This is a genomic window from Streptococcus sp. DTU_2020_1000888_1_SI_GRL_NUU_041A, assembly GCF_032387735.1.
Lineage (GTDB): Bacteria > Bacillota > Bacilli > Lactobacillales > Streptococcaceae > Streptococcus > Streptococcus sanguinis.
In genome coordinates, this window is the sequence record NZ_CP135591.1 from 906,492 (window position 1) to 930,952 (window position 24,461).

Here is a 24,461-nt window from a genome sequence, read left to right on the forward strand (position 1 = left end):
AAAAAAACCAAGGGAAAACTTGGTTTTTTTAACGTCTTAGAATTTTCTTTATGTGCTGAAGCAGCTTAAACTTGAGAGGGTTAGGATAATAACGGAAAGTCCCCAATTTTCGGACGATGAAGCCGTTGAAGTTCTGCTTGAAGCGCAGAACACCGTCAGAACCGTCGAAAATTCCCATAATGCCGAGGAAATTATAAAATGGAATGCCTCTCTTGATGCTTTCGGTCATAACGTATTCCTGCAGCAGGGCTGGCGCGTAGAATTTGTTGAACTCAGGATAGGAGCCACTGAAAAGATAGGTTGTTTCCTGAGGAGTATAGATAAAGAGGCTGGCAGCCAGGACTTGGTCTTGGTCGCCATACTTGTCAATCAGCTCTTGGGCCTCTACTTTGCGGGTTTCAAAGCTGTCAAACTGACTAGAAAGCTCTCGCAGCTGATTTTGCTTCTTTTCAGATTGAGGATTTTTTTCCAAGTCCGCCTGCAGTTTCTGGATTTTCTGGCCAAGTTTCTCTTGGTCTTTTTGTAAGTTCTGAAGATAGTCCTTGAAGTTGAGACTGGCTGTCATAAAGTCCGCCTGCTGACCAAAGCTATCATAAAAATCTTGATAGTAGTCTAGTGGCTTGTCATCGTACTCTCGCCGGTCAGAAGTAGAAGCTGTGATGTCTTTGAAAACGCTGAGTTGGTCACGTTCTAGCCTTTTTAGCTTGATGCCAAAGGTATTCGCCTTTTTGACGGTCGCCTTTCCATTTTTACTGAAGGATTTGAGTAGGTCTTTCTCCGTCAGACCAGCTAAATCTTTGACATAATGCCAATCAGGCTCCCCGCCTGGATAGCCTGTCTGTAAGCCGTCAAAGTCAAAGCCCAAATCAGTCAGTTGCTGGATAAGCTCGACTTTTTCATCAGATGTGGGCTGGCCATTGCTGTCAAAGGCCTGATAAGTCTCATAGGGCTTGATGATGAGCTCTAGGGCACCTTCTTTTTTAGCATAGGCTTGCAAAGCTTGATAGAAAGGAGTCAGGTATTGAGCATCAGTAGAGACAGGACCGCAGTTGATTTCCATATGAAGGCCGCCAGTCATAGGCATACTATAGAGGACAGCTGACACCACGACCTGTCCCTGCGGGTCAGTGTAGCCGACATACTGGGTACTGAAGCCCCGCTTGCTCAGCAGCTCTGCCATTTCTACGGTCTGCATAAAAGAGCGTTGGGAGCTAGCTGAGGTATGCTGGATGAATTCTTCTTGGTTGAGAAGTTTAAAGGTCATAGGCTTCCTTTCTTTTAATGCTTGCTGCGCAGTTTCTTTCTGAGAGTGTAGGCCAGATTAGAGAGGTGGTAGAGGGGATTAGTTGGCAGGTTAAACTCACCAGCGAATTCCTCAATGGTCGGATTGAACTTGGATTTAAAGCTATAGAGACCACCCTTGAGGTCGTTTTCGATTCCGCCCATATTTTGCCAATCCGCTCCGCGCTCAAAAGCATGTTTGGCCGTTTCGTACCAAGTGATGATGGCAGGCTGGTAACGACGGTACTCCTCGTCCATTCCGGCATAGATATTTTCAGAGGTTTTGCCGTATTCCAAGACCAGTGTGCCAGACAGGGGAACGACAGTAGCACCTTGGCTGATTTTGTCCTGTAGGAAGTCAATCTCTTCCTGGAGGCGTTTCTGTTCTTGCTGGTTATTCTCAATCTTGCCAGGCTTGGTTTTCTCGGTAAATTTCTCTGCTTCTTTAAGTGTCTTGGTCAGCTGAGCCTGCAAGTCTTCCAATCGTGCCTTTAGATCAATATTAGACAAGGTGATGTAGGAGTGCTCAGGATAAGTGTCCAAGAGTTTTTGGTAATAGTCTTTTCCACGCAGGTGGATGTTTTTTCTGTTTTCTGTCTTTTTCATCAAGTCTGAAAAGTCATCCAGTAATTCTGCTCCGCCAAATTGGATTTGAATGCCTTTGTTACGGGCTGTACGAATGGCTTGACGAGTACTCTTAGAAAGCAGATCCTCGCTGAAGTCTTCTTTATGAATATTGGCCTGCAAGCGAGGTTGGATGGTTTCGTCCAGAGACTCAGTCCGTCCGACCCAGACAGCTCCTGCTCGCTGCAAATCTTGAATCAACTCAATCGTCTCTGCCTTGTCTTGCAATTCACCGCCCATCTTGCTTTCTGCTAGAAAGAGGCTAGGGTCAAACTTGACAAAGAGCGCTTTTTTCTCCTTGGCAAATTTCTTGAGCGACGCCAAAACAAAGGTCAGCAGCTCCTTGTCACCATAGTCCATGATGGGGCCGCGCGGAATATAAAGCATGGTCATCCCCAAGGGCAGTGGTTTAATCAGGACACTGGCTGCAGCAACCAAATGGTCGTCTTTATAGAAGCCCAAGCGCTCATTGGCCCAGTTATCCTTAATCTGAGCCCAGGCTGAACTCTGCAGAAGATTGGCCTGTGGATGAGCCGTGACAAAATCGTCGTGTTCCTGAGCTGAAATACCAATTTTGTAACTAAACATTATTTTAAAACCCACTCTCTAATGGCGTGTGCTACGCCGGATTCGTCGTTCGATTTGGTGATATATTTGGCGATTTTCTTGAGTTCTTCCTTGCCATTTTCCATGACAACAGGAGAGCCGACAGCTTCCAGCATGGCGCGGTCGTTTTCTTCATCACCGATAGCCATGGTCTGCTCCTTGCTTAAGCCCAATTTTTCGGCCAGATGAAGGATAGCAGCCCCTTTATTAACAGTCTTTTTGACAATTTCCAGATAGAAAGGAGCTGATTTAACCAGTGTATATTTTTCAGATAATTCCGGTGGCAGCTTAGAAATGGCCACATCCAAAATTTCCGGCTCATCAATATACATGCACTTAACGATTTCTTTGTTGACCATTTCCTCAGGTGTGCGGTAGAAGATAGGCATGCTGACCAGATTGGACTCGTAAACAGTGTACTTGCCGATGTTTCGATTGGCCGTATAAATGCCGTCCTTGGTGATGGCATGCATGTGAACGCCTAATTTTCGCCCGAGCAGTTCGATATCCAGATAGTCCTCATAAGTCAATGTTTCTTTGATTAATTCTTCGCCAGTAACAGTATCCTGCACCAGTCCGCCGTTGAAGGTAACGACGTAGTTGTCTGGCTGATTAAGCTCTAGCTCCTCGAGAAGCTTTTGAACTCCTGCAATAGGACGGCCGGTTGCAATAACGATTTTTACACCAGCAGCCTTGGCATCTTGAACAGCGCTGAAGACTTCAGGAGTGATTTCTTTTTGGTTATTTAAAAGGGTACCGTCAATGTCAACGGCAACTAATTTGATAGACATTTTATTCTCCGTAGGTAAATTGGTCGTTTTTGATATAGTGCATAAAGGTCTGGTTTTTTTCGCTGAAAAGTCCGGTCTCTGCCAGCATTTCCTTGGGGAAGTAGAAGCGATTATCACCCTGTCTGGTCCCGGCTAGCGAATGGACGATAGGAGACAGGCTGGACAGTTCTGCTAAGCTGCCATCTTTTTGTAGGATTTCAATCTGGGTCCGAGGTTTTTCAACGTCAGGCCGGTAGAAATCGTAAGGTAAATCAAAATTACGATGGATAGCAGTATAGTAATCAGGGTCAAAACCAACCTGTCCAACTAGGTCTCGCATGATATCCAAATGCCCTTCGTTTTCCTGAGAGAAGACGATAGACTTAAAGACCTTGCGGTTGATAAAACGCTGAGCCAGGTCAGATAAAATCTTGTCTGGACTAGTCATCCAGACTTGGAAATAGGTATTCATAACACCATCATCCAAGGCCAGATAATCCTGCAGGGTCACTCTGTTTTCAAAGAATGGAATGAGATTGGGCGATGACAGCGCAAAATAATCTTTCTGAGCCGGATAGAGATACTTGGCCCGCTTGAGCAGATTTTGCAGCAGAACTTCCATAGCACGGCTGGCCGGGTGGAAATAGACCTGCATGTACATCTGGTAGCGGCTGACTACATAGTCCTCTACCGCATGCATGCCATTGCGCTTGAAGGCGATGCCGTTCTCTACAGGACAAATCACTCGTAAAATTCTGGTTAAGTCAAATTGTCCATAGGAAGCGCCGGTGAAAAAGGAGTCTCGTAAGAGATAGTCCATTCGATCCACATCAATTTGGCTGGAAATCAGCTGAACCACCTGCTTATTGGGATAGGTATGGTTGATGACGCTAGCTACCTTTTCTGGGAAATCTGGTGAAACCTGAACCAGTACCTGATGAATCTCTGTCTCTGGGCTGGTGATGATTTGCCGCGTAATATCCTCGTGATTGGTATCAAAAAGGCGCTCGAAAGTATGTGAATAAGCTCCGTGTCCCAAGTCATGCAGGAGAGCAGCTGTCATGGTCAGCAGACTTTCATGGCTGTCCCAGTTGGCTTGGTATTTTTCATTAAAAATCTTGGTGATGCGCCGGGCAATCTCGTAAGCTCCCAGACAATGCGAAAAACGGCTGTGCTCCCCGCCGTGGAAAGTATAGCCGGAGGTACCCAGCTGTTTGATGCGGCGCAGCCGTTGAAATTCTTTAGTATTGATTAAATCATAGATAACCTGATGGTCCACATGAACATAATTATGAACCGGGTCCCGAAATACTTTTTCAATCATGTTATCATTATACCACAAATCAGAGTAGGAAAAAAATCAAAGCTGCAACTGAAAGAAGAGCAATTTTGTTCTTTTTTTGATAAAATAGGGAAAGAAAAAGAGAAACGAGATGAAGATGCAAATTAGAATAAAAAATCACATCCAGCTGGACGGGCATACCGAGCTAATCGATCAGGTCTACGATACGGACTGGACGCAAAAAGGAGACTATCATTATCTGCTATATAAGAATGAAGAAGGAGAGAAAGTAGTTCTGAAGTTCCACGATAAAGAGTTGGTTATGACGCGCTTTTCTGAACCTAAGTCCATCATGCGCTTCATCAGTCAAGGGCAGGCGCTGGTTGGTATCCATACACCTGTGGGCTTGCAGCAGTTTGTGACCGATACTCCTTTCTACAAGGTTGATTTTACCAAGCAGGTTCTGCAACTTCATTATCAGCTGAAAACTGTTGACGGAGAGCAGATTTTTGCCAGCTATGAAATGGAGATTAGCTGGGGTTAGCTGCAATTCTCTGAGAAATCTCTTGAAAATCATAATGTTTCCCCTTGCAAAAGCTTGAAAATTTGGTATAATAGTTTCTAACTCAAGGGAGTAGCTAACGGAATAACCGTTACAAGGTCGTCAATACGAAAGAAATTTCCGGCCTTGTATGAAATAGCGAGACTTGTTAATAAACAGGTCTCTTTTTTGTTTCTGACTTTTTGGATATGACTGATGCGGCTCAAGATGATGAGTCGTAGTGGTTAGAAAAGTTCAGAAATAAAAGAGGCCAAGAGGAGGAATACATTGTCAAAAGAACAAAAGCGCCAAGCTTTTTACACCCAGAGTCCTGAGGAAATTTTCAAAACTTTGGACGCTTCAGAGCAAGGTTTGTCCAGTCAAGAAGCAGCCAAGCGTTTAGCTGATTATGGCCGCAATGAACTGGATGAAGGGGAGAAAAAATCTCTCTTAATGAAGTTTTTGGAGCAGTTTAAGGATTTGATGATTATCATCTTGTTGGTAGCAGCAGTCTTGTCTGTTGTCACATCAGGTGGTGAAGACATCGCAGATGCTTTGATCATCTTAGCGGTCGTAATCATCAATGCCATTTTCGGTGTCTATCAGGAAGGCAAGGCTGAAGAAGCAATTGCAGCTCTCAAGTCTATGTCTAGCCCAGCTGCGCGTGTCCTGCGTGATGGCCATGTCACAGAAGTAGATTCTAAGGAGTTGGTACCTGGTGATATCGTTAGATTGGAAGCCGGTGATGTTGTCCCAGCAGATATGCGGCTTTTGGAAGCTAATTCACTGAAAATCGAAGAAGCGGCTCTGACAGGTGAGTCTGTGCCGGTTGAGAAAGATTTGACTGTTGAGGTAGCTGCAGATGCTGGTATTGGCGACCGGGTCAATATGGCCTTCCAAAACTCAAATGTGACCTATGGTCGTGGGGTTGGGTTGGTTGTCAATACAGGGATGTATACGGAAGTCGGCCATATCGCAGGTATGTTGCAGGATGCGGATGAAACGGACACACCGCTCAAGCAAAATCTTAATAGCTTGTCTAAGGTTCTGACCTATGCTATCTTGGTGATTGCTGCAGTGACTTTTGTAGTCGGTGTCTTCATTCAAGGGAAAAATCCACTGGATGAGCTGATGACCTCTGTAGCCTTGGCGGTTGCCGCTATTCCAGAAGGTCTGCCTGCTATCGTTACCATCGTGCTGGCTTTGGGAACTCAGGTTCTGGCTAAGCGGAATTCGATTGTCCGTAAGCTTCCAGCTGTTGAGACTTTGGGATCAACTGAGATTATCGCTTCAGATAAGACTGGTACCCTGACCATGAATAAGATGACGGTCGAAAAAGTCTTTTATGACGGAGTCCTGAATGAAGCTGGACAAGATATTGAACTTGGCTTGGAGCTGCCTCTCTTACGTTCAGTTGTCTTAGCCAATGATACTAAGATTGACCAAGAAGGAAAACTGATTGGTGACCCAACAGAAACAGCCTTTATCCAATATGCTCTGGACAAGGGCTATGATGTAAAGGCCTTTTTAGAGAAATATCCTCGAGTAGCTGAGCTGCCCTTTGATTCAGATCGTAAGCTCATGTCTACCGTCCATCCATTGCCAGATGGGAAATTCCTTGTGGCAGTAAAGGGAGCACCAGATCAACTCTTGAAACGCTGTGTTGCCCGTGATAAGGCTGGAGATGTTGCAGCGATTGATGATGCTACTTCACAGCTGATTAAGTCTAACAACTCAGAGATGGCTCACCAAGCTCTGCGCGTGCTGGCTGGTGCTTACAAGATTATTGATGCAGTTCCGACTGACCTGACATCTGAAAATCTAGAAAATGATTTAATCTTTACTGGTTTAATCGGTATGATTGACCCAGAACGTGCAGAAGCAGCAGAAGCTGTTCGCGTAGCCAAGGAAGCTGGTATTCGTCCGATTATGATTACCGGTGACCATCAGGATACAGCAGAAGCTATTGCCAAGCGCTTGGGTATCATCGAAGAGGGAGATACTGAAGACCATGTCCTGACTGGTGCAGAGCTCAATGAGCTTTCTGATGAAGAATTCGAAAAGGTTGTTGGCCAATACTCTGTCTATGCCCGAGTTTCGCCTGAGCATAAGGTTCGGATTGTCAAAGCATGGCAAAACCAAGGTAAGGTCGTAGCCATGACAGGTGATGGTGTCAATGACGCACCAGCTTTGAAGACAGCTGATATCGGTATTGGTATGGGTATTACAGGTACAGAAGTATCTAAGGGTGCCTCAGATATCATTTTAGCGGATGATAATTTTGCGACAATAATCGTAGCTGTTGAAGAGGGAAGGAAAATATTTTCTAATATTCAAAAGACTATTCAATACCTACTTTCAGCTAATATAGCAGAAGTATTAACGATATTTTTTGCAACGTTATTTGGTTGGGATGTGTTGCAGCCAGTTCACCTACTTTGGATTAACCTAGTAACAGATACCTTCCCAGCTATTGCTCTGGGAGTTGAACCAGCTGAGCCTGGTGCTATGAATCATAAACCTCGTGGTCGTAAGTCAAGTTTCTTCTCAGGCGGAGTGATGAGCTCTATCATCTATCAGGGTGTCCTGCAAGGAGCTTTGGTTCTGGCGGTTTATGGTTATGCTATCTCTAATCCCGTCCATGTCGGTGATGTCAAGGCTATTCATGCGGATGCTCTGACAATGGCCTTTGCAACTCTTGGCCTCATCCAGCTCTTCCATGCTTACAATGTAAAATCTGTTTATCAATCTATCTTTACAGTTGGGCCATTCAAGTCTAAGACCTTTAACTGGTCTATCCTGGTTTCTTTCATCCTATTGATTTCAACCATTGTAATTGATCCACTGGAAAAGATTTTCCATGTGACTAAGCTGGACTTGTCACAATGGGCAGTTGTTTTGGTTGGTAGCTTTGCCATGATTGTCATTGTTGAAATTGTTAAGTTCATCCAACGTAAATTAGGTATGGATAAGAATGCTATTTAACAGCAAAAAGTCATCTACGGATGGCTTTTTTTATAGCAACCAAGATTTCATTGCTTTTTCCAATTTTCGTTCCTGTTTATTAGAAGTCTATGTGCAGTTGGACAGCAAAAACAGCTCTCAGATGAGCTGAGAGCTGCAATTCAACATTTCCATTACTGAACTTCAATCACCATTAAAGCATCTCGCAGTTCGTCTGCTAGGTGTTTTTTCTTATAGTCTCGAAATTCGGCTAAATCTTTAACAGCATTATAACGCTTGTGCAGGCGGTACATCTGGGGAATTTTATACTGAGGAAAGTCATTAAAAAAGTTTCGAGTCAGTTCCCATTCGCGGATATAGCCCAGAGGACGCATATGGTAGCGGACACCTTCGATAACACGGCTTTGGTGGCGGTGATGGAGATGACCAAAAATCACTTCTTTCACCCTGTATTTGACAAAGAGCCGATGAAAAGCTTGGCTTCCTAGGAAGGCGTTGAAGCGCTGGAAGTAGGGATGGTCGTATAGAAAGTCTTGATGGGGGACAAAATGCAGAGCAACAATAATGGGACCATCTAAAGTCATCAGCAGTTTTTCTAACTCTTGCAGTGTCTGAGCTGTAATGCTAGGGTCGTCGAGTTGACGCTCCAATCTGCGGTCAAACCAGAAATTAGTCTTGGTTCTCAGATGCTCTTCCTTGCTTTTTTCTGGACCAAAGCTGTAGTCGTACCAGCCAGAAAAGCTGATGAGCTTGGTCTGGCCAAATTGCTGGATCTGAAAATCATAGTTTGAAATTTCTTGCTCAGAAAGTCCCAGCATATCGTGATTTCCCAGATTAAAAGAAAGGGGAATCTCTTGCTTCAAAGTTTCAATAAAGGGCAAACTGATCTTGGTCAGGTCGTTGGACAAATCTCCTGCAATGTGTAGGTGGTCAATCCCTTCCTCTTTTAAAAGCTGGCGAAGAACTTGCCGCTCAAAATCTCCAAACTGGTTGGAGTCCAGATGGAGGTCGCTCATAAATCCGATTCTTGTCATGGTTTTAGTCTAGCATATTTTTCAAAACTTGGAAATGCTTAAGCACCCATGGAGAGCCTCCCTTTTATCTGAATACCTCATAAATGTTCGTAACCATGTATTTCGTTTATTCATGGTCGAAGTCTAGGAAGGCTTGAAATAATTCTTCTAACCCCATGTCATTATATTACTTTTCTAACAATTGGGTGACAAGGAGTCGCTTGTCTTGCCTAGCTAGGGAAAATCCGATAAAATGTAAGCTGCTGAATGTGAGATTAGGCAAACTGTTTAATTTATGTTATAATTAAACGATATGTGAAAAGAGGTATTTATGGACATTTCAGAAATTCGTCAAAAGATTGACGCAAATCGTGAAAAATTAGCTTCTTTCAGGGGGTCTCTTTGACTTAGAAGGTCTGGAAGAAGAAATTGCCATCTTAGAAAATAAGATGACAGAACCCGACTTTTGGGATGACAACATTGCAGCCCAAAAGACATCTCAAGATCTGAATGGACTCAAGCAAACCTATGAAAATTTCCATCAGATGACCGAGCTTTTTGATGAATCGGAAATCTTGCTTGATTTTCTGGCTGAAGATGAGTCGGTTCAGGGTGAGTTAGAAGAAAAGCTGGCCGAACTCGAGAAAATGATGACCAGCTATGAAATGACCCTGCTCCTATCTGAGCCTTATGACAATAACAATGCTATCCTTGAAATTCACCCGGGCTCTGGTGGTACAGAGGCCCAGGATTGGGGAGATATGCTGCTGCGTATGTATACACGCTTTGGCAATGCCAAGGGCTTCAAAGTAGAGGTCTTGGACTATCAAGCTGGTGATGAAGCAGGCATCAAGTCAGTGACTCTTTCATTTGAAGGGCCGCACGCTTATGGCTTGCTCAAGTCAGAAATGGGAGTCCACCGTTTGGTCCGGATTTCGCCATTTGACTCAGCTAAGCGTCGCCATACTTCCTTTACCTCAGTAGAGGTCATGCCAGAGCTGGATGACACCATTGAGGTGGAAATTCGCGATGACGATATTAAGATGGACACTTTCCGCTCGGGAGGAGCCGGCGGGCAGAACGTCAATAAAGTCTCTACCGGTGTGCGACTGACCCATATTCCTACGGGAATTGTGGTGCAGTCTACCGTTGACCGGACCCAGTATGGAAACCGTGATCGGGCGATGAAGATGCTGCAGGCTAAGCTTTATCAGCTAGAGCAAGAGAAACAAGCAGCCGAAGTTGATTCACTCAAGGGAGATAAGAAGGAGATTTCCTGGGGCAGCCAAATCCGCTCTTATGTCTTTACGCCTTATACTATGGTCAAAGACCATCGGACCAGTTACGAAGTAGCACAGGTGGACAAGGTGATGGATGGAGATTTGGATGGTTTCATCGACGCTTATTTGAAATGGCGTTTGAACTAGGAAGTGTAAGAGATTAGAATTAGATTGAAAGGAAATTTCAATAGATGTCAATAATTGAAATGAAAGATGTTGTCAAGAAGTATGGCAACGGGACCACTGCCCTGCGTAGTGTGTCTATTAACGTAGAACCTGGGGAGTTTGCCTATATTGTAGGCCCTTCAGGAGCGGGAAAGTCAACCTTTATTCGTTTGCTTTACCGGGAGATAAAGCTGGATAAGGGAAGTCTGAAAGTAGCTGATTTTGACTTAGCTAAGATTAAGAAGCGTGATGTTCCAATGCTGCGCCGTCAGGTTGGAGTCGTCTTTCAAGACTATAAACTTCTTCCTAAAAAGACAGTGTATGAGAATATTGCTTATGCCATGGAAGTTATCGGTGAGCGCCGCCGCAATATTAAAAAGCGGGTTATGGAAGTGCTGGACCTAGTTGGCCTTAAGCATAAGGTTCGCTCATTCCCTAACGAGCTTTCCGGTGGTGAGCAGCAGCGGATTGCCATTGCGCGTGCTATTGCTAACAACCCTAAAGTCCTGATTGCGGATGAGCCGACAGGAAACTTGGACCCAGATAATTCATGGGAGATTATGAACCTGCTGGAGCGGATTAACCTTCAGGGAACAACTGTCCTGATGGCAACCCACAACAGCCAGATTGTAAATACTCTGCGTCACCGCGTTATTGCTATTGAAAATGGCCGTGTGGTACGTGATGAAGCGGAAGGAGAATACGGATACGATGATTAGAAGATTTTTTCGTCATTTGATTGAGTCGCTTAAGAGTCTTACGCGGAATGGTTGGATGACTGTAGCGGCTGTCAGCTCGGTTATGATTACCCTGAGCTTAGTAGCTGTTTTTGCTTCAGTAATTTTAAATACAGCCAAGCTGGCAAATGATATTTCCAATAATGTCCGCGTCATGGTATACATGCGTAAGGATGTTTTCGATAATAGCGAAACGATTGTAAAAGAAGGCCAAACAGTTCAGAATGAGGACTACCACAAGGTCTACGATGCTCTGACTTCTATGAAAAATGTAGAGAAGGTTACTTTTTCTAGCAAGCAAGAGCAGTATAATAAGCTAACAGAGACCATGGGTAGTGAGTGGGATGTTTTTGATGAAGAAAATAATCCTCTTTACGATGCTTATATTGTTGAGACCAAGGCACCTAAGTATGTAGAATCTGTTACAAAAGATGCTCGTAAGATTGATGGTGTATCAGAGGTTCAAAATGGGGGTACCAATACCAAAAATCTCTTTGCGTTTTCTAATTTCATCCAAACATGGGGATTGATTGGGACAGCGCTTCTGATTCTCATTGCTATCCTTCTCATTTCCAATACTATCCGGATTACCATTATTTCCCGAAGTCGCGAGATTCAAATCATGCGCTTGGTTGGTGCTAAGAATAGCTATATCCGCGGACCATTCCTGTTTGAAGGAGCATGGATTGGCTTGCTAGGAGCGACAGTTCCGTCACTTGTAGTGTATTTGACATATGGTATAGCCTACCAGACTATGAATAAGAGCTTGGTAGGTCAAGGACTTTCTATGATTGATCCAAAACTCTTTAGTCCGATTATGATAGCAGCACTCTTTGTGTTGGGAATTCTTATCGGATCATTGGGATCTATCATCTCTATGAGACGCTTCTTGAAGATTTAACAAATCATAAAAAAACAGAGTTTGAAGAATTTCAAACTCTATTTTTGTTATAGTTAATTGCTTTAATGGCTACTGAGCTAAAAATGGATTAAAGATTTTTTCATGTGAAATAGTGGTATCATGACCATGCCCAGGATAAACAGCGTAGTCTTTAGGTAATACCAGAAGTTTCTCGCGAATGGATGTCAGCAATTGCTCCATGTTTCCTGTCGGCAGATCCGTTCGTCCGATGCTTTCTCGAAAGAGGGCATCGCCCGTCAAAACAAGGCAGTCATTAGGAAAGACTAGAGAGACACCTCCGATGGAGTGGCCAGGTGTTGCAAGCACATAGAAGTGAAAGCCTCCAATATCATAGTCTGTTTCGTAGGAGAAAAACTCTTCTGCTGGTCGACAGATAATATCATCCAGATCAGCATGGCGCGCCAGACCAGATAGGTTATCTGTCGGTGTGTAGAGCCAGCTGCTTTCACTCTCAGCCACATAGACAGGTGGGGCAGCATAGTGCTCCCGGACCTTTTCTAAACTCATAATGTGGTCATAATGGGTATGGGTCAAGAGTATAGCAATCACAGGCTTGGCGAGTTCCTCCAGCTTGCGCTCAATCTTTTTCCAGTCACTGCCAGGATCGATGACTAGGAGACCCTGATCGTTCTCTAAGATATAGGTATTTTCAAAAGCAACAAGGTTGATAATTTTATGAATTTTCATCTGATTTCCTCGGAAAATGTATTCTGCTATTGAGTGTAACAGAAGAGCGGATTTTTTGCACAGAATTGCTTCATAGGCTATGGCTAAAAATTTTCAGATGTCTCTGAATGGCTTTTATGATATAATCATAGCAGTATGACACAAAATGATTATAAGTATGCCGTTGTGGACTTGGAGGCTACAGGAACGGGCAGCAATGCAAAGATTATCCAGATTGGCATTGTTCTGATTGAGAATGGAATTATTACCAAGACTTATGAAACAGATGTCAATCCTCATGAGGAACTGGATGAGCATATCAAAGAGCTGACAGGTTTGGATGATGAACGGCTTGGCCGAGCACCGGAGTTTTCTCAGGTAGCAGCTGAGGTATATGAGTTGATTCAGGATGCGATTTTTGTCGCTCATAATGTCAAGTTTGACGCTAATCTACTAGCAGAGGCCCTTTTCTGGGAAGGTTTTGACTTGCTGACACCGCGTGTGGACACGGTGGAGTTGGCTCAGGTCTTCTACCCGACTTTTGATAAATACTCCTTGGGCAATCTTTGCAATTTGCTGGATATTTCTTTAGAAAACGCCCATACTGCGCTGGCAGATGCTCAAGCAACGGCTCAGCTATTTTTAAAAATACAAGACAAAATCAAGAACCTACCCAAGGCCTTGGTTGAGAAAATGCTAACTTTGGCGGACAGCATTATCTATGAGTCGCGTCTGGCTATCGAGGAAGTTTATCAGACGATGCCAGATCAGCAAGATAAGGAACTGCAATCCTGCCATGGTATTTTCCTGCGACGTCCCCAAAAGCTGACTTCGGAAAAGAAACTGTCGCAGGATTTCCTCACCAATCTATACCTGCTGGGCTTAGAAGAGCGGCCGGAACAGCTCAAATTTGCTCATTTTATGGAGGAAGCTTTGGACCAGCAGGAGGCTAGTTTTCTAGAGGCTCAGACAGGCTTGGGTAAAACCTTTGGCTATTTGCTACCTATTCTGTCTAGAGGCCAGGAAAAAGTATTAGTGACGGTTCCGACTAAGATCCTGCAGGACCAGCTGCTGCAAAAGGAAGGGCGATTATTGGAGGAAGTCTTTGGTATTTCCTTTCACAGTCTCAAGAGTCCGGAGAATTATCTCAAGCTAGACTATTTCTATCAGTCATTGGACAGGGAATATGACAACCGTTTGGTTAATCGCTGCAAGCTGCAACTCTTGGTTTGGCTGACAGAAACCAAAACGGGTGATTTGAATGAAATCGGGCAAGCTCATCGCTTCTCAAGCTACTTTAATGAAATCCGTCATGATGGCAAGCTAAGCAAGCATTCTCTTTTTTATGAGGAAGATTTTTGGCGGCTGGGACAGGTCAAGGCGGCTACCAGTCGAGTCGTGATTACCAATCATGCTTACCTGCTGACGCGTTTAGAGGATGACCAGTCTTTGCTGGACAATCGTGTTCTGGTAGTTGATGAAGCTCAGAAGATGTTTTTTGCCTTGGAAAGTTTCTCTCAAGCCAGTATAAATCTAACTAAAACGCTGCAGCAGATAAATCATCTCCTTCAGGAAGAAGGGGAGCTTCTGCAGCAGAGGCTCTTGCAAAGCATTCAGTTTGAGCTGGCTGATGCCGCGGAGAAGCATCGCAGGAAAGCATCTGAGCTAAGTCCGGAAAAGATTGCCCGACTGCTTCAGGATGTGTCCGAGTTAAAGACTAGCGCACTGCCTGAGCTGCAGCACTTGTTCAGTGGCAAATACCAGTATTATTGGTTGGTTGATGAAGTTTTGGCAGATCATCGCTTGATGACTCTGCATGCTGGACGTTCAGAATTACTGCATTTTACCGACTTTTTACCTGAAAGTGCTAAGGTTATCTTGGTTTCGTCTACTCTGGAAATCAGCTCTAAGGTCAATCTGGCGCAGTTGCTAGGCTTTGAAAGTTATCACTTTTACAAGCTGAAAAGCAAGAAGAAGCCACTGCAGAAGCTCTTTTTAGATGAAAGTTTTCCAGCAGTAGTGGATTTGTCAACTGAAGATTTTGCTCGAGAGATTGTTGCTTGCCTGCAAGAAGTAGCAGAACTTGGTCTGCCTATCGTCGTCCTCTTCACCTCTAAAGACTTGCTTTTGGCTGTTTCGGACTTGCTGGCTCTGCCGCATTTGGCCCAATATAAAAATGGCGATGCTGGCAATATCAAGCGGCGTTTTGATAGAGGAGAGGCAGGTATCCTTTTGGGATCTGGCAGCTTCTGGGAGGGGGCGGATTTTGCTGAGCAAGACCAGATTATTCTGCTGATTACGCGGATTCCATTTGACAATCCCAAGGATTTCTTTGTGCAGAAGATTAACAGTCGCCTGAAAGCGGAAGGTAAGAATGCCTTTTATGATTATCAACTGCCTCTTGCTATCTTACGGCTTAAGCAGGCCATTGGCCGGACCCGACGTAATGAACATCAGAAGTCAGCTGTTATTTTTTTGGACAACCGAATCTCTAGCAAACGCTATGGCAAGCAGATTCAGCATCATCTGTCACAATTGGCTTCTTTGGATATTCTGCCGGAGGCAGCCATTATGCAGGAGTTACGAGACTTTTTTGACTGAAACTATCTGAAATCAGCTGAGTTTTATCGGCTGATTTTTTAAATTCATTCAGATTTTTAGGATAAAATTTGTTATTTAGGATAAAATTTGTTATTTAGGATAAAATTTGTTATAATGAGAGGCATAGCAAAGAAGGGGTGTTCATGAAAAAATATTTACCAGGAATTTTGTTATCCTTTGGCATAGCAGCTGTTTCTATCTTTTTAGGCGGTTTGCTTCCCTTGATAGGCTCTAGTGTTTTGGCTATTGTCTTTGGGATTGTTTTGAACAACAGTATGAAGCTGCCGGCTGCTTTTCAGGAAGGACTCAGCTATTCGGGGAAGAAATTGCTGCAGTATTCCATTATTTTTTTAGGATTTTCCATGTCCATAGGTCAGGTTTCTGAGACGGGGCTTTCTTCTCTTCGTATCAGTCTTATCACCATTCTGATAGCCTTTCTGGCTGCCTATTTGGCTGGCCGTTTCTTTAAAATGAACCGCGTTTTGACTATTTTAATTGGTTTTGGAACAGCCATCTGCGGCGGTTCTGCCATTGCGGCTGCTTCACCAATCTTGGATGCTGATGAAGAGGATATTGCCTTGTCCATCTCCACTATTTTCTTTTTCAATATTTTAGCAGTATTCATTTTCCCTTTTTTAGGGCATTTGCTGCAGATGTCGGATGCATTTTTCGGGACTTGGGCTGGAACGGCCATCAATGATACTTCGTCAGTAGTGGCAGCAGGCTATACATATAGTCCGTCAGCTGGCGACTTGGCGACCATTGTCAAGCTTAGTCGGGCTCTGATGATTGTACCGGCCTGCCTGATCTTCGCAGCTTATCGCTATATCAAGTCTAAGAAGTCGTCGCAAAAGACAAACTTGAAACAGATTTTTCCTTGGTTTATAGCTTGGTTTGTCCTAGCTTCACTTATCAGCAGTCTTGGATTTCTGCCGGCTGCTGTCATCCCCTATACAAAATTCATTTCTCAGTGGCTGATGGCTATGGCCTTGGCAGCTATTGGCGCAAAGGTTTCCTTTAAGCAGTTTAAGCAAGCAGGAGCAGCGCCTTTGCTGACTGGTGCCTTCGCTTGGTTTTGCATTGCTGTTTCTAGCTTGATTATCCAGTATTTTTTCTAAAAAGGAGGGACTATGCCCTATCAAAGACGGACCTTTGAGTCTCGGATTGATTATAGTTTAATTTTGCCCGTTTTGATGCTGCTTTCAATCGGAGTTGTAGCTATTTACATTGCTGTTAGTCATGATTATCCTGACAATGCCTGGCCTATGGTTGGTCAGCAGATTGCCTGGATTGCGGTGGGCTTCCTGCTCAGCTTTATCCTCATGTTTTTTAACACCAAGTTTCTCTGGAAAATCACCCCTTATCTCTATGTTTTTGGTCTTGGCCTCATGGTCTTGCCTCTTTTTTTTTACAGCCAATCGCTGGTAGCCTCCACTGGTGCTAAAAACTGGATTGCTATTCGTGGGGCGACCCTCTTTCAGCCCTCGGAGTTTATGAAGATTTCATATATTCTCATGCTGTCGCGGCTGGTTGTCCATTTTCTCCAGCAGCACAAGCAGGATGAGCGAACCCTGGCTTTAGACTTTTTTCTGATTCTGAAGCTTGGGCTCTACACCGTGCCTGTTCTGGTTCTGTTAACCCTTCAGAGTGATTTGGGGACGGCTCTGGTTTTTGTTGCTATATACGGCGGCATCGTTCTACTGTCAGGTGTTTCTTGGAAGATTATCCTGCCAGTCTTTCTGACGGGAGTCCTGCTGTTGGGAGGATTTCTCTTTATCTTTATTTCCGATGGCGGCCGTGCTTTTCTGCATAATCTAGGCATGCCAACCTACCAAATCAATCGGATTTTGGCTTGGCTTCATCCCTTTGACTACGCTCAGACGACCACCTTCCAGCAAGCACAGGGACAAATCGCTGTCGGAAGCGGCGGTCTGACTGGTCAAGGCTTTAATGTTTCGAATCTCTTGGTGCCTGTTCGGGAAAGCGATATGATTTTCACCGTCATTGCAGAAGATTTTGGCTTTTTGGGCTCAACCTTGGTTATCATGCTCTATTTATTGCTGATTTACCGCATGCTCAAGATTACGATTAAATCCAACAACCAGTTTTATACCTATATCTCAACTGGCTTTATCATGATGCTACTCTTCCATATCTTTGAAAATATTGGAGCGGTGACAGGAATTCTGCCTCTGACAGGGATTCCGCTGCCCTTTATTTCACAGGGTGGTTCTTCCATCATCAGTAATCTTATTGGTGTCGGTCTCCTGCTGTCCGTCTCCTATCAGAACAGCCTGACGGATGAAAAGAAGGAGCGAATTCCTGCTGTCCGAAAAAAAGTCGTACTGAAGAAATTAAAATAAAGATAAAGTAAGTTTTTGACTCACAAATCAGATGCGATTTTGTGACTGGCTTATCTCAGAAAGGATATTTTTATGAAAAAAGCAGCTTTACTCTTAGCTCCAGGCTTTGAAGAAATCGAGGCCTTGACAGTTGTGGATGTCTTGCGCCGTGCCGGTCTTGTCTGTGATATGATTGGTTTTGATGAATCAGTGACTGGCTCTCATGCCATCACTGTTAAAGCAGATCAGGTCTGGAAGGGCAGACTGGATGACTACGATATGGTCATTTTGCCAGGGGGGATGCCAGGATCGGCCAATCTTCGTGACGATGACCGCCTGATGCAGCTTTTGCAGGATTTTCGGCAGGCGGATAAATGTATCGCTGCCATTTGTGCCGCTCCCATTGCTCTTGACCGCGCAGGTATCTTGACTGGTAAGTATTTCACCTGCTATGATGGTGCGCAAGACAATATTAAAAATGGAACTTACCGTAAAGAAACAGTTCTTGTTGATGGGAAGCTGATTACTAGCCGTGGTCCATCGACTGCCTTGGCTTTCGCCTATGAGCTGGTTCGTCAGCTGGGAGGAGACGCTGACCAGTTGGCTGATGCCATGCTTTATACAGATGTATTTGGAAACTAAAAATAGGCTGGGATTCATAATGTTTCCCAGCTTTTTTGAACCACTATGCATCTTTGCCGTCCTCTATTTGGTAGGGGGATAGAGCTGTTGAAAAGGACGAAACCAGCAGCCATTTTTAAATTTTGGATTTTTTGAGATATTTTGTTTAGAAAAAGGGCTGAAAAAGTCGGAAAAGTGCTGGATTCGGGCAAATATTAGCCCCTTTTTCATGAAAATTATGGTATAATGAAAGGTATGAATTATCAAGATTACATCTGGGATTTAGGTGGAACACTCTTGGATAATTATGAAACTTCGACTGCAGCTTTTGTTCAGACTTTGAAAGAATACGGTCTGCAAGCTGGTCACGATGAAGTTTATAAGGCCCTCAAGGTGTCTACAGACTATGCTATCCAGCAGTTTGCTCCCCAAGAAAAAGACTTTTTGAAGTTTTATAAGGCCAATGAAGCAGAAGAGTTGACTCACCCTGTCTTATTTGACGGAGCGGCAGACTTGCTTAGGCGAATTGTGGCCAAGGGTGGTCGGAACTTTCTGGTCTCCCACCGGGACAACCAAGTGCTGGAAATCTTGGAGAAAACTGCCATTGCATCAGCATTTACAGAAGTGGTGACATCGGCGAATGGTTTTCCAAGGAAACCCTCACCAGACTCCATGCTCTATCTAAAAGACAAGTATCAGATTGTCTCTGGCTTGGTCATTGGTGACCGTCCGCTGGATATTGAAGCAGGGCAGGCAGCTGGCTTTGACACCTATCTCTTTGATAATATGCAGCATCTTGAAGAATTTATAGATATTGATTAGAAAAGGAACACTATGACAGAAGAAAAGCAACAAGATATACAGGCCCAAGAATATGATGCCAGTCAGATTCAGGTCTTAGAAGGCTTAGAAGCCGTTCGTATGCGTCCAGGGATGTATATCGGTTCGACCTCCAAGGAAGGTCTGCACCATTTAGTATGGGAAATTGTTGACAACTCGATTGATGAAGCTCTAGCTGGTTTTGCCAGCCACATTCAAGTCTTTATCGAAAAAGACAATTCCATCACAGTAGTGGATAACGGTCGGGGAATTCCCGTTGATATTCAGGAGAAAACAGGCCGTCCGGCCGTGGAAACCGTCTTTACTGTTCTCCATGCTGGAGGAAAATTTGGCGGTGGCGGATACAAGGTATCAGGAGGTCTGCACGGTGTGGGTTCTTCCGTTGTAAATGCCCTGTCCACTCAGCTGGATGTCCGCGTTTATAAGAACGGTCAGATTCATTACCAAGAATACAGTCGCGGTCAAGTAGTCGCTGATTTAGAAATCATCGGTGAGACAGATCGTACAGGTACGACAGTTCACTTTACACCGGATCCAGAGATTTTCACTGAAACAGTAGAATTTGACTTTGAAAAGCTCAATAAGCGGGTGCAAGAACTGGCCTTCCTCAATCGTGGTCTCAGAATTTCTATCACTGATAAGCGGGATGGAATGGAGCAGGCCAAGGATTACCACTATGAGGGTGGGATTGCCAGCTATGTCCAATACATCAATGAAAACAAGGATGTAATCTTTGAAACGCCGATTTATACCGATGGCGAAATGGACGACATTACGGTTGAAGTAGCTATGCAGTATACGACTGGCTACCATGAAACAGTCATGAGCTTTGCTAATAACATCCACACCCACGAGGGAGGAACGCACGAGCAAGGTTTCCGGACTGCCCTGACAAGGGTTATCAATGACTACGCCAAGAAAAACAAGCTTCTCAAAGAAAACGAAGACAATCTGACTGGGGAAGATGTTCGTGAGGGACTGACAGCGGTCATCTCTGTCAAGCACCCCAACCCTCAGTTTGAAGGTCAGACTAAGACCAAGCTAGGCAATAGCGAAGTGGTCAAGATTACTAATCGTCTCTTTAGCGAAGCCTTCTCAGATTTTCTTTTGGAAAATCCTGCGGTAGCTCGAAAAATCGTTGAAAAAGGAATTTTGGCTTCTAAGGCTAGAATTGCTGCCAAGCGAGCTCGGGAAGTAACCCGCAAGAAGTCTGGCTTGGAAATTTCCAATCTGCCCGGTAAATTGGCTGACTGCTCGTCCAACGACCCGCAGGAAACTGAACTTTTCATCGTGGAGGGGGATTCAGCGGGTGGTTCAGCTAAGTCCGGCCGTAACCGTGAATTTCAGGCCATTTTGCCAATTCGTGGTAAGATTCTCAACGTTGAAAAAGCCAGCATGGATAAGATTTTGGCCAATGAAGAAATCCGCAGTCTCTTTACTGCTATGGGAACTGGTTTCGGTGCTGACTTTGATGTCAGCAAGGCCCGCTACCAAAAACTAGTCATCATGACCGATGCCGATGTAGACGGTGCTCACATTCGGACCCTGCTCTTGACTTTGATTTACCGCTATATGAAGCCGGTGCTGGAAGCTGGATTTGTCTATATCGCTCAGCCGCCAATCTATGGTGTCAAGGTCGGAAGTGAAGTCAAAGAATACATCCAGCCAGGTGCCAACCAAGAAGAAGAGCTTCAAGCTGCTTTGGCTCGCTACAGTGAAGGTCGCTCCAAGCCAACCATTCAACGCTATAAAGGTCTTGGAGAGATGGATGACCATCAGCTGTGGGAGACAACTATGAATCCTGAACATCGCTTGATGGCACGGGTTTCAGTGGATGATGCAGCGGAAGCTGACAAGATTTTTGACATGCTGATGGGGGATCGCGTTGAACCTCGTCGTGAATTTATCGAAGAAAATGCTGTATACAGTACGCTCGACGTCTAAAAAAATCAGAAAAATCAACCATTATGGGCAAAAATATGATATAATCATTATGTTTGCTTTATAGTAACAATGTGAAGGAGTTCTATATGTCTATTGGACTAGTTATTCTCGTTGCTGTGGTAGCTCTGCTTTTGGTTGTCGGCTATGGTACTGCAGTTCTGATGAGAAAGAGAAATGAAGCTTTACTTCAAAATTTGGAGGAGAGAAAAGAAGCACTCTATAATCTCCCTGTAAATGATGAAGTTGAAGAAGTAAAAAATATGCATTTGATTGGACAGAGTCAGGTAGCCTTCCGTGAATGGAATCAAAAATGGGTAGACTTGTCCTTAAATTCATTTGCTGATATCGAAAATAATCTATTTGAAGCAGAAGGTTACAATAATTCTTTCCGTTTCATAAAAGCCAAGCATGCCATCGGCAATATTGAGAGTCAGATTGATTTGATTGAAGAAGATATCAAGATGATTCGTGCAGCCTTGGAAGATCTTAAAGAGCAAGAGTCTAAGAACAGTGGCCGAGTGCTCCATGCCTTGGATTTGTTTGAAAAACTGCAAACCCAGGTTGCGGAGAATGCAGACTCGTATGGGCAAGCCCTAGCTGAGATTGAAAAACAGCTGGAAAATATCCAGTCAGAGTTTTCTCAGTTTGTGACTCTTAATTCTTCAGGTGACCCGGTTGAGGCAGCTGAAATCTTGGATAAAGCTGAGGATCATATCCTTGCTCTGACACATATCGTTGAGAAAGTTCCTGCCATTGTTGAAGAGTTGACTGTGAAGCTGCCAGATCAGTTGGAAGACTTAGAATCTGGTCATCGTAAGCTCTTGGAATCTGGTTATCACTTTATCGAAACAGATATAGAGTCTCGTTTCCAACAGCTTCATGCGAGTCTCAAACGCAATGAAGCCAATATTTCAGCCCTAGAGCTGGATAATGCTGAGTATGAAAATGAGCAAGCGCAAGAAGAGATTAACGCTCTCTATGAAATTTTTACGCGGGAAATTGAAGCTCACAAAGTAGTGGAGAAGCTGATTAAAAACTTGCCTAGCTATCTGGCTCATACAAAGGAAAACAACCAGCAACTCCAAAAAGAGATAGAACGTTTATCTCAAACCTTCCTTCTCTCTGATACAGAAACTTCTCATGTCAAGGAGTTGCAGGCTGAGCTTTCTGCACAGGAAGATGTGGTGCTTAGCGCGGTAGAAGATTCTTCTGAAACCAAGCAAGCTTATTCTGTGGTTCAGGAAGAGTTGGAAGCTATCCAAGAGCGTTTGAAAGAAATCGAAGATGAGCAGATTTCTCTTGGTGAAGCACTGGCAGAGATTGAAAAAGATGATGCCAACGCTCGCCAAAAAGTCAATATCTATGCTAACAAATTGCATACCATTAAGAGATATATGGAAAAACGCAATTTGCCAGGTATTCCAGACTCTTTCTTAGAAATTTTCTTTTCAACTAGCAATAATATTGAAGAGTTGGTTAAGGAATTGGAAGCTACACGAGTCAATATCGAATCAGTTAACCGTTGGCTGGAAATTCTAGGAAATGATATGGAGCAATTGGAAGAAGAAACCTATCGTATCGTCCAAGATGCTACCTTGACTGAGCAGCTGTTGCAGTATTCAAACCGCTATCGTTCCTTTGATGATAACGTACAAGCAGCCTTCAACAAGTCCTTGTATATCTTTGAACATGACTACGACTACGCTCAATCTTTGGAAATCATTTCAAAAGCTTTGGATCTTGTCGAGCCAGGCGTGACAGAGCGTTTTGTGACATCCTACGAAAAAACACGCGAGAATATTCGCTTTTAAAAGAAGTTCCTTCGGGAACTTTTTTTCATTCTCAGCAAAAAGGCTCTTATGTTATAATAGAGGGATAAATGAAAGCGGAAAGTCTATAAAAGAAATGAAAAAGATTAAAAAATATATTACTTTCATTATTCTTGGAGGTGTAGCCGTTTTATCAATAACATTGATAAATGGCTGGCGTTTAGATGATTATACTATTCCAAAAAACAGAACAAGAGAACAGTATGATTTTGAAGGCACTTTTGAGCCAATGTTTAAGTTTTTAGAGCAAGAGAAAAAGGATTTTACTGGATTAAAGGGTTACATAAGTCATGTTTATATAGAGCATGGAGACGAAGTCAAAAAATATTCAGTGGATTTAGATATTACTCAAGCTGATATTAAGGGTGATTACACAATAACAATCGGTGATAAAGAAGAGACTGTTCCTGTTACTTATTCTAACGGCAAACTAACTTACAGCTCAGAGATAAGTCCTTTATTTGATGAAGAGATTCTTAACTTAGTTGTTCAAAGAAATTATTTTGAATCCTTAGATGTGAAAGAGACTTTTAAGAGTGCGGAAACAGAGCTTCGTGATATTATCTACCAGCCAGAAAATCACTCTGAACTCTATAAAACTTTAAAAAATAAGTATGATTTATCGGATGATGCAAAATGCACAATAAGTATAGATCACTCCAGCGGAACTATTTATAGTCTTACAATACAAATGAAGTCGAAGGTTAAGACTGTTCAAATAGATTTAACGATATTTAAACAATAAGATGGATAATCAATAATTGGGAAGGAGTAAGAGATGAAAACTGTCAAAGGTTTGTTAGTCATGGATGTAGACAGCACCTTAATCATGGAAGAGGGGATTGACCTGCTAGGAGAGGAGGCGGGGGTAGGAGCTCAGGTTGCGGTTATTACCGAGCGTGCTATGCGAGGAGAGTTGGACTTTGAAGCTGCTTTACGTGAGCGTGTTGCTCTTTTAAAAGGCCTGCCAGAGGATATTTTTGCTCGAATTGCTGAAAGGATAAACTTCACGCCAGGAGCCGAGGACTTGGTCGATGAGCTGCATAAACGTGGCTATAAAGTAGGCTTGGTGTCAGGTGGTTTTCATGAGACGGTGGACAGACTGGCTGAGCAGCTTGGAATTGACTACGTCAAGGCCAATCGTTTGGAAATCCAGCAGGGCTTTTTAACAGGCCAAGTCTTAGGAGAAATTGTCACTAAGGATACAAAGCTTGCCATGTTAAAAGCATGGGCAGCTGAAAACAAGTTGGAATTAAATCAAACAATTGCTATGGGGGATGGTGCCAATGATCTGCCTATGATTCAGGCAGCTGGGATGGGAATTGCCTTTATGGCCAAGCCGATCGTGCGCGAGCAGGCTCCTTATCAGATTCAAGAATGCAATCTCTATCGGGTCATTGATCTTTTAGACAATAGAAAAGAGTAGGAGAGAA

Annotated in this window: 20 protein-coding genes; 14 read left to right on the forward strand and 6 right to left on the reverse strand. The window is 43.7% G+C overall.

From position 1 onward, the window contains the following. Window positions 1-28 precede the first annotated feature (28 nt). The 4 genes from RSK81_RS04550 to RSK81_RS04565 are packed head-to-tail and all read right to left on the reverse strand — an operon-like array spanning window position 29 to window position 4,605. Window positions 29-1,264 (reverse strand): aminoacyltransferase, encoded by a 1,236-nt coding sequence (locus tag RSK81_RS04550; protein WP_315687564.1) that lies wholly within the window; start codon window positions 1,262-1,264, stop codon window positions 29-31. Window positions 1,265-1,278: 14 nt separating this feature from the next. Next, window positions 1,279-2,493: an aminoacyltransferase gene (locus tag RSK81_RS04555; protein ID WP_002900648.1), complete on the reverse strand. Its 1,215-nt coding sequence runs from the start codon at window positions 2,491-2,493 to the stop codon at window positions 1,279-1,281. Beyond that, a complete protein-coding gene (gene yidA / locus RSK81_RS04560; protein WP_004191663.1) occupies window positions 2,493-3,302 on the reverse strand; it encodes a sugar-phosphatase in 810 nt (269 codons plus the stop codon). The genes RSK81_RS04555 and yidA overlap by 1 nt, the downstream gene beginning before the upstream one ends. Window position 3,303: 1 nt before the next feature. Further along, window positions 3,304-4,605: an HD domain-containing protein gene (locus RSK81_RS04565; RefSeq protein ID WP_004191660.1), complete on the reverse strand. Its 1,302-nt coding sequence runs from the start codon at window positions 4,603-4,605 to the stop codon at window positions 3,304-3,306. A gap of 115 nt (window positions 4,606-4,720) precedes the next feature. Between RSK81_RS04565 and RSK81_RS04570 the strand changes: the two genes are divergently transcribed. Further along, window positions 4,721-5,107, forward strand: a complete 387-nt coding sequence (locus RSK81_RS04570) for a DUF1934 domain-containing protein (RefSeq protein WP_032905849.1) — start codon at window positions 4,721-4,723, stop codon at window positions 5,105-5,107. Between the two features lie 285 nt (window positions 5,108-5,392). Beyond that, window positions 5,393-8,089: a cation-translocating P-type ATPase gene (locus RSK81_RS04575; protein ID WP_315687567.1), complete on the forward strand. Its 2,697-nt coding sequence runs from the start codon at window positions 5,393-5,395 to the stop codon at window positions 8,087-8,089. Between the two features lie 152 nt (window positions 8,090-8,241). On the opposite strand, the gene RSK81_RS04580 is transcribed toward RSK81_RS04575, so the two are convergent. Beyond that, entirely contained in the window at window positions 8,242-9,102 is an 861-nt protein-coding gene (locus RSK81_RS04580; protein ID WP_315687569.1) for a metallophosphoesterase, read from the reverse strand. Between the two features lie 310 nt (window positions 9,103-9,412). On the opposite strand from RSK81_RS04580, the gene prfB reads away from it, so the two are divergent. The 3 genes from prfB to ftsX all read left to right on the forward strand — a co-directional run bounded on the left by prfB (window position 9,413) and on the right by ftsX (window position 12,164). After that, a protein-coding gene (gene prfB / locus RSK81_RS04585) for a peptide chain release factor 2 (protein WP_315687571.1) occupies window positions 9,413-10,508 on the forward strand; the annotation gives its coding sequence in 2 pieces (ribosomal slippage) (window positions 9,413-9,484 and window positions 9,486-10,508; 1,095 coding nt in all). A 44-nt stretch (window positions 10,509-10,552) separates the two neighbouring features. Beyond that, window positions 10,553-11,245 (forward strand): cell division ATP-binding protein FtsE, encoded by a 693-nt coding sequence (ftsE, locus tag RSK81_RS04590; protein WP_002895890.1) that lies wholly within the window; start codon window positions 10,553-10,555, stop codon window positions 11,243-11,245. Further along, window positions 11,238-12,164 (forward strand): permease-like cell division protein FtsX, encoded by a 927-nt coding sequence (ftsX, locus tag RSK81_RS04595; RefSeq protein WP_002900640.1) that lies wholly within the window; start codon window positions 11,238-11,240, stop codon window positions 12,162-12,164. The genes ftsE and ftsX overlap by 8 nt, the downstream gene beginning before the upstream one ends. Window positions 12,165-12,233: 69 nt before the next feature. Here the strand turns inward: ftsX and RSK81_RS04600 are convergent, their stop codons facing one another. Beyond that, entirely contained in the window at window positions 12,234-12,872 is a 639-nt protein-coding gene (locus RSK81_RS04600) for an MBL fold metallo-hydrolase (protein WP_315687573.1), read from the reverse strand. Between the two features lie 135 nt (window positions 12,873-13,007). On the opposite strand from RSK81_RS04600, the gene RSK81_RS04605 reads away from it, so the two are divergent. The 9 genes from RSK81_RS04605 (at window position 13,008) to serB (ending at window position 24,454) form a co-directional block, all read left to right on the forward strand. After that, window positions 13,008-15,452: a bifunctional DnaQ family exonuclease/ATP-dependent helicase gene (locus tag RSK81_RS04605; RefSeq protein ID WP_315687574.1), complete on the forward strand. Its 2,445-nt coding sequence runs from the start codon at window positions 13,008-13,010 to the stop codon at window positions 15,450-15,452. 143 nt (window positions 15,453-15,595) lie between these two features. Further along, on the forward strand, window positions 15,596-16,570 hold the full coding sequence (locus RSK81_RS04610; protein WP_185681430.1) for a YeiH family protein: 975 nt from the start codon (window positions 15,596-15,598) through the stop codon (window positions 16,568-16,570). Window positions 16,571-16,582: 12 nt separating this feature from the next. Then, entirely contained in the window at window positions 16,583-17,815 is a 1,233-nt protein-coding gene (locus RSK81_RS04615) for an FtsW/RodA/SpoVE family cell cycle protein (protein ID WP_124764903.1), read from the forward strand. A gap of 72 nt (window positions 17,816-17,887) precedes the next feature. Then, the gene (locus RSK81_RS04620; RefSeq protein WP_125351541.1) at window positions 17,888-18,436 is read left to right on the forward strand and encodes a DJ-1 family glyoxalase III; all 549 of its coding nucleotides are present in this window, start codon (window positions 17,888-17,890) and stop codon (window positions 18,434-18,436) included. Window positions 18,437-18,670: 234 nt separating this feature from the next. Continuing rightward, a complete protein-coding gene (locus RSK81_RS04625) occupies window positions 18,671-19,237 on the forward strand; it encodes an HAD-IA family hydrolase (RefSeq protein ID WP_315687577.1) in 567 nt (188 codons plus the stop codon). Between the two features lie 12 nt (window positions 19,238-19,249). Continuing rightward, window positions 19,250-21,199, forward strand: a complete 1,950-nt coding sequence (gene gyrB / locus RSK81_RS04630) for a DNA topoisomerase (ATP-hydrolyzing) subunit B (protein WP_125337828.1) — start codon at window positions 19,250-19,252, stop codon at window positions 21,197-21,199. Window positions 21,200-21,285: 86 nt separating this feature from the next. Next, a complete protein-coding gene (gene ezrA, locus RSK81_RS04635) occupies window positions 21,286-23,010 on the forward strand; it encodes a septation ring formation regulator EzrA (protein WP_315687579.1) in 1,725 nt (574 codons plus the stop codon). A 94-nt stretch (window positions 23,011-23,104) separates the two neighbouring features. Next, entirely contained in the window at window positions 23,105-23,773 is a 669-nt protein-coding gene (locus tag RSK81_RS04640) for a hypothetical protein (protein ID WP_161543312.1), read from the forward strand. Between the two features lie 33 nt (window positions 23,774-23,806). Beyond that, the gene (gene serB / locus RSK81_RS04645) at window positions 23,807-24,454 is read left to right on the forward strand and encodes a phosphoserine phosphatase SerB (RefSeq protein ID WP_002925242.1); all 648 of its coding nucleotides are present in this window, start codon (window positions 23,807-23,809) and stop codon (window positions 24,452-24,454) included. Window positions 24,455-24,461: the final 7 nt, after the last annotated feature.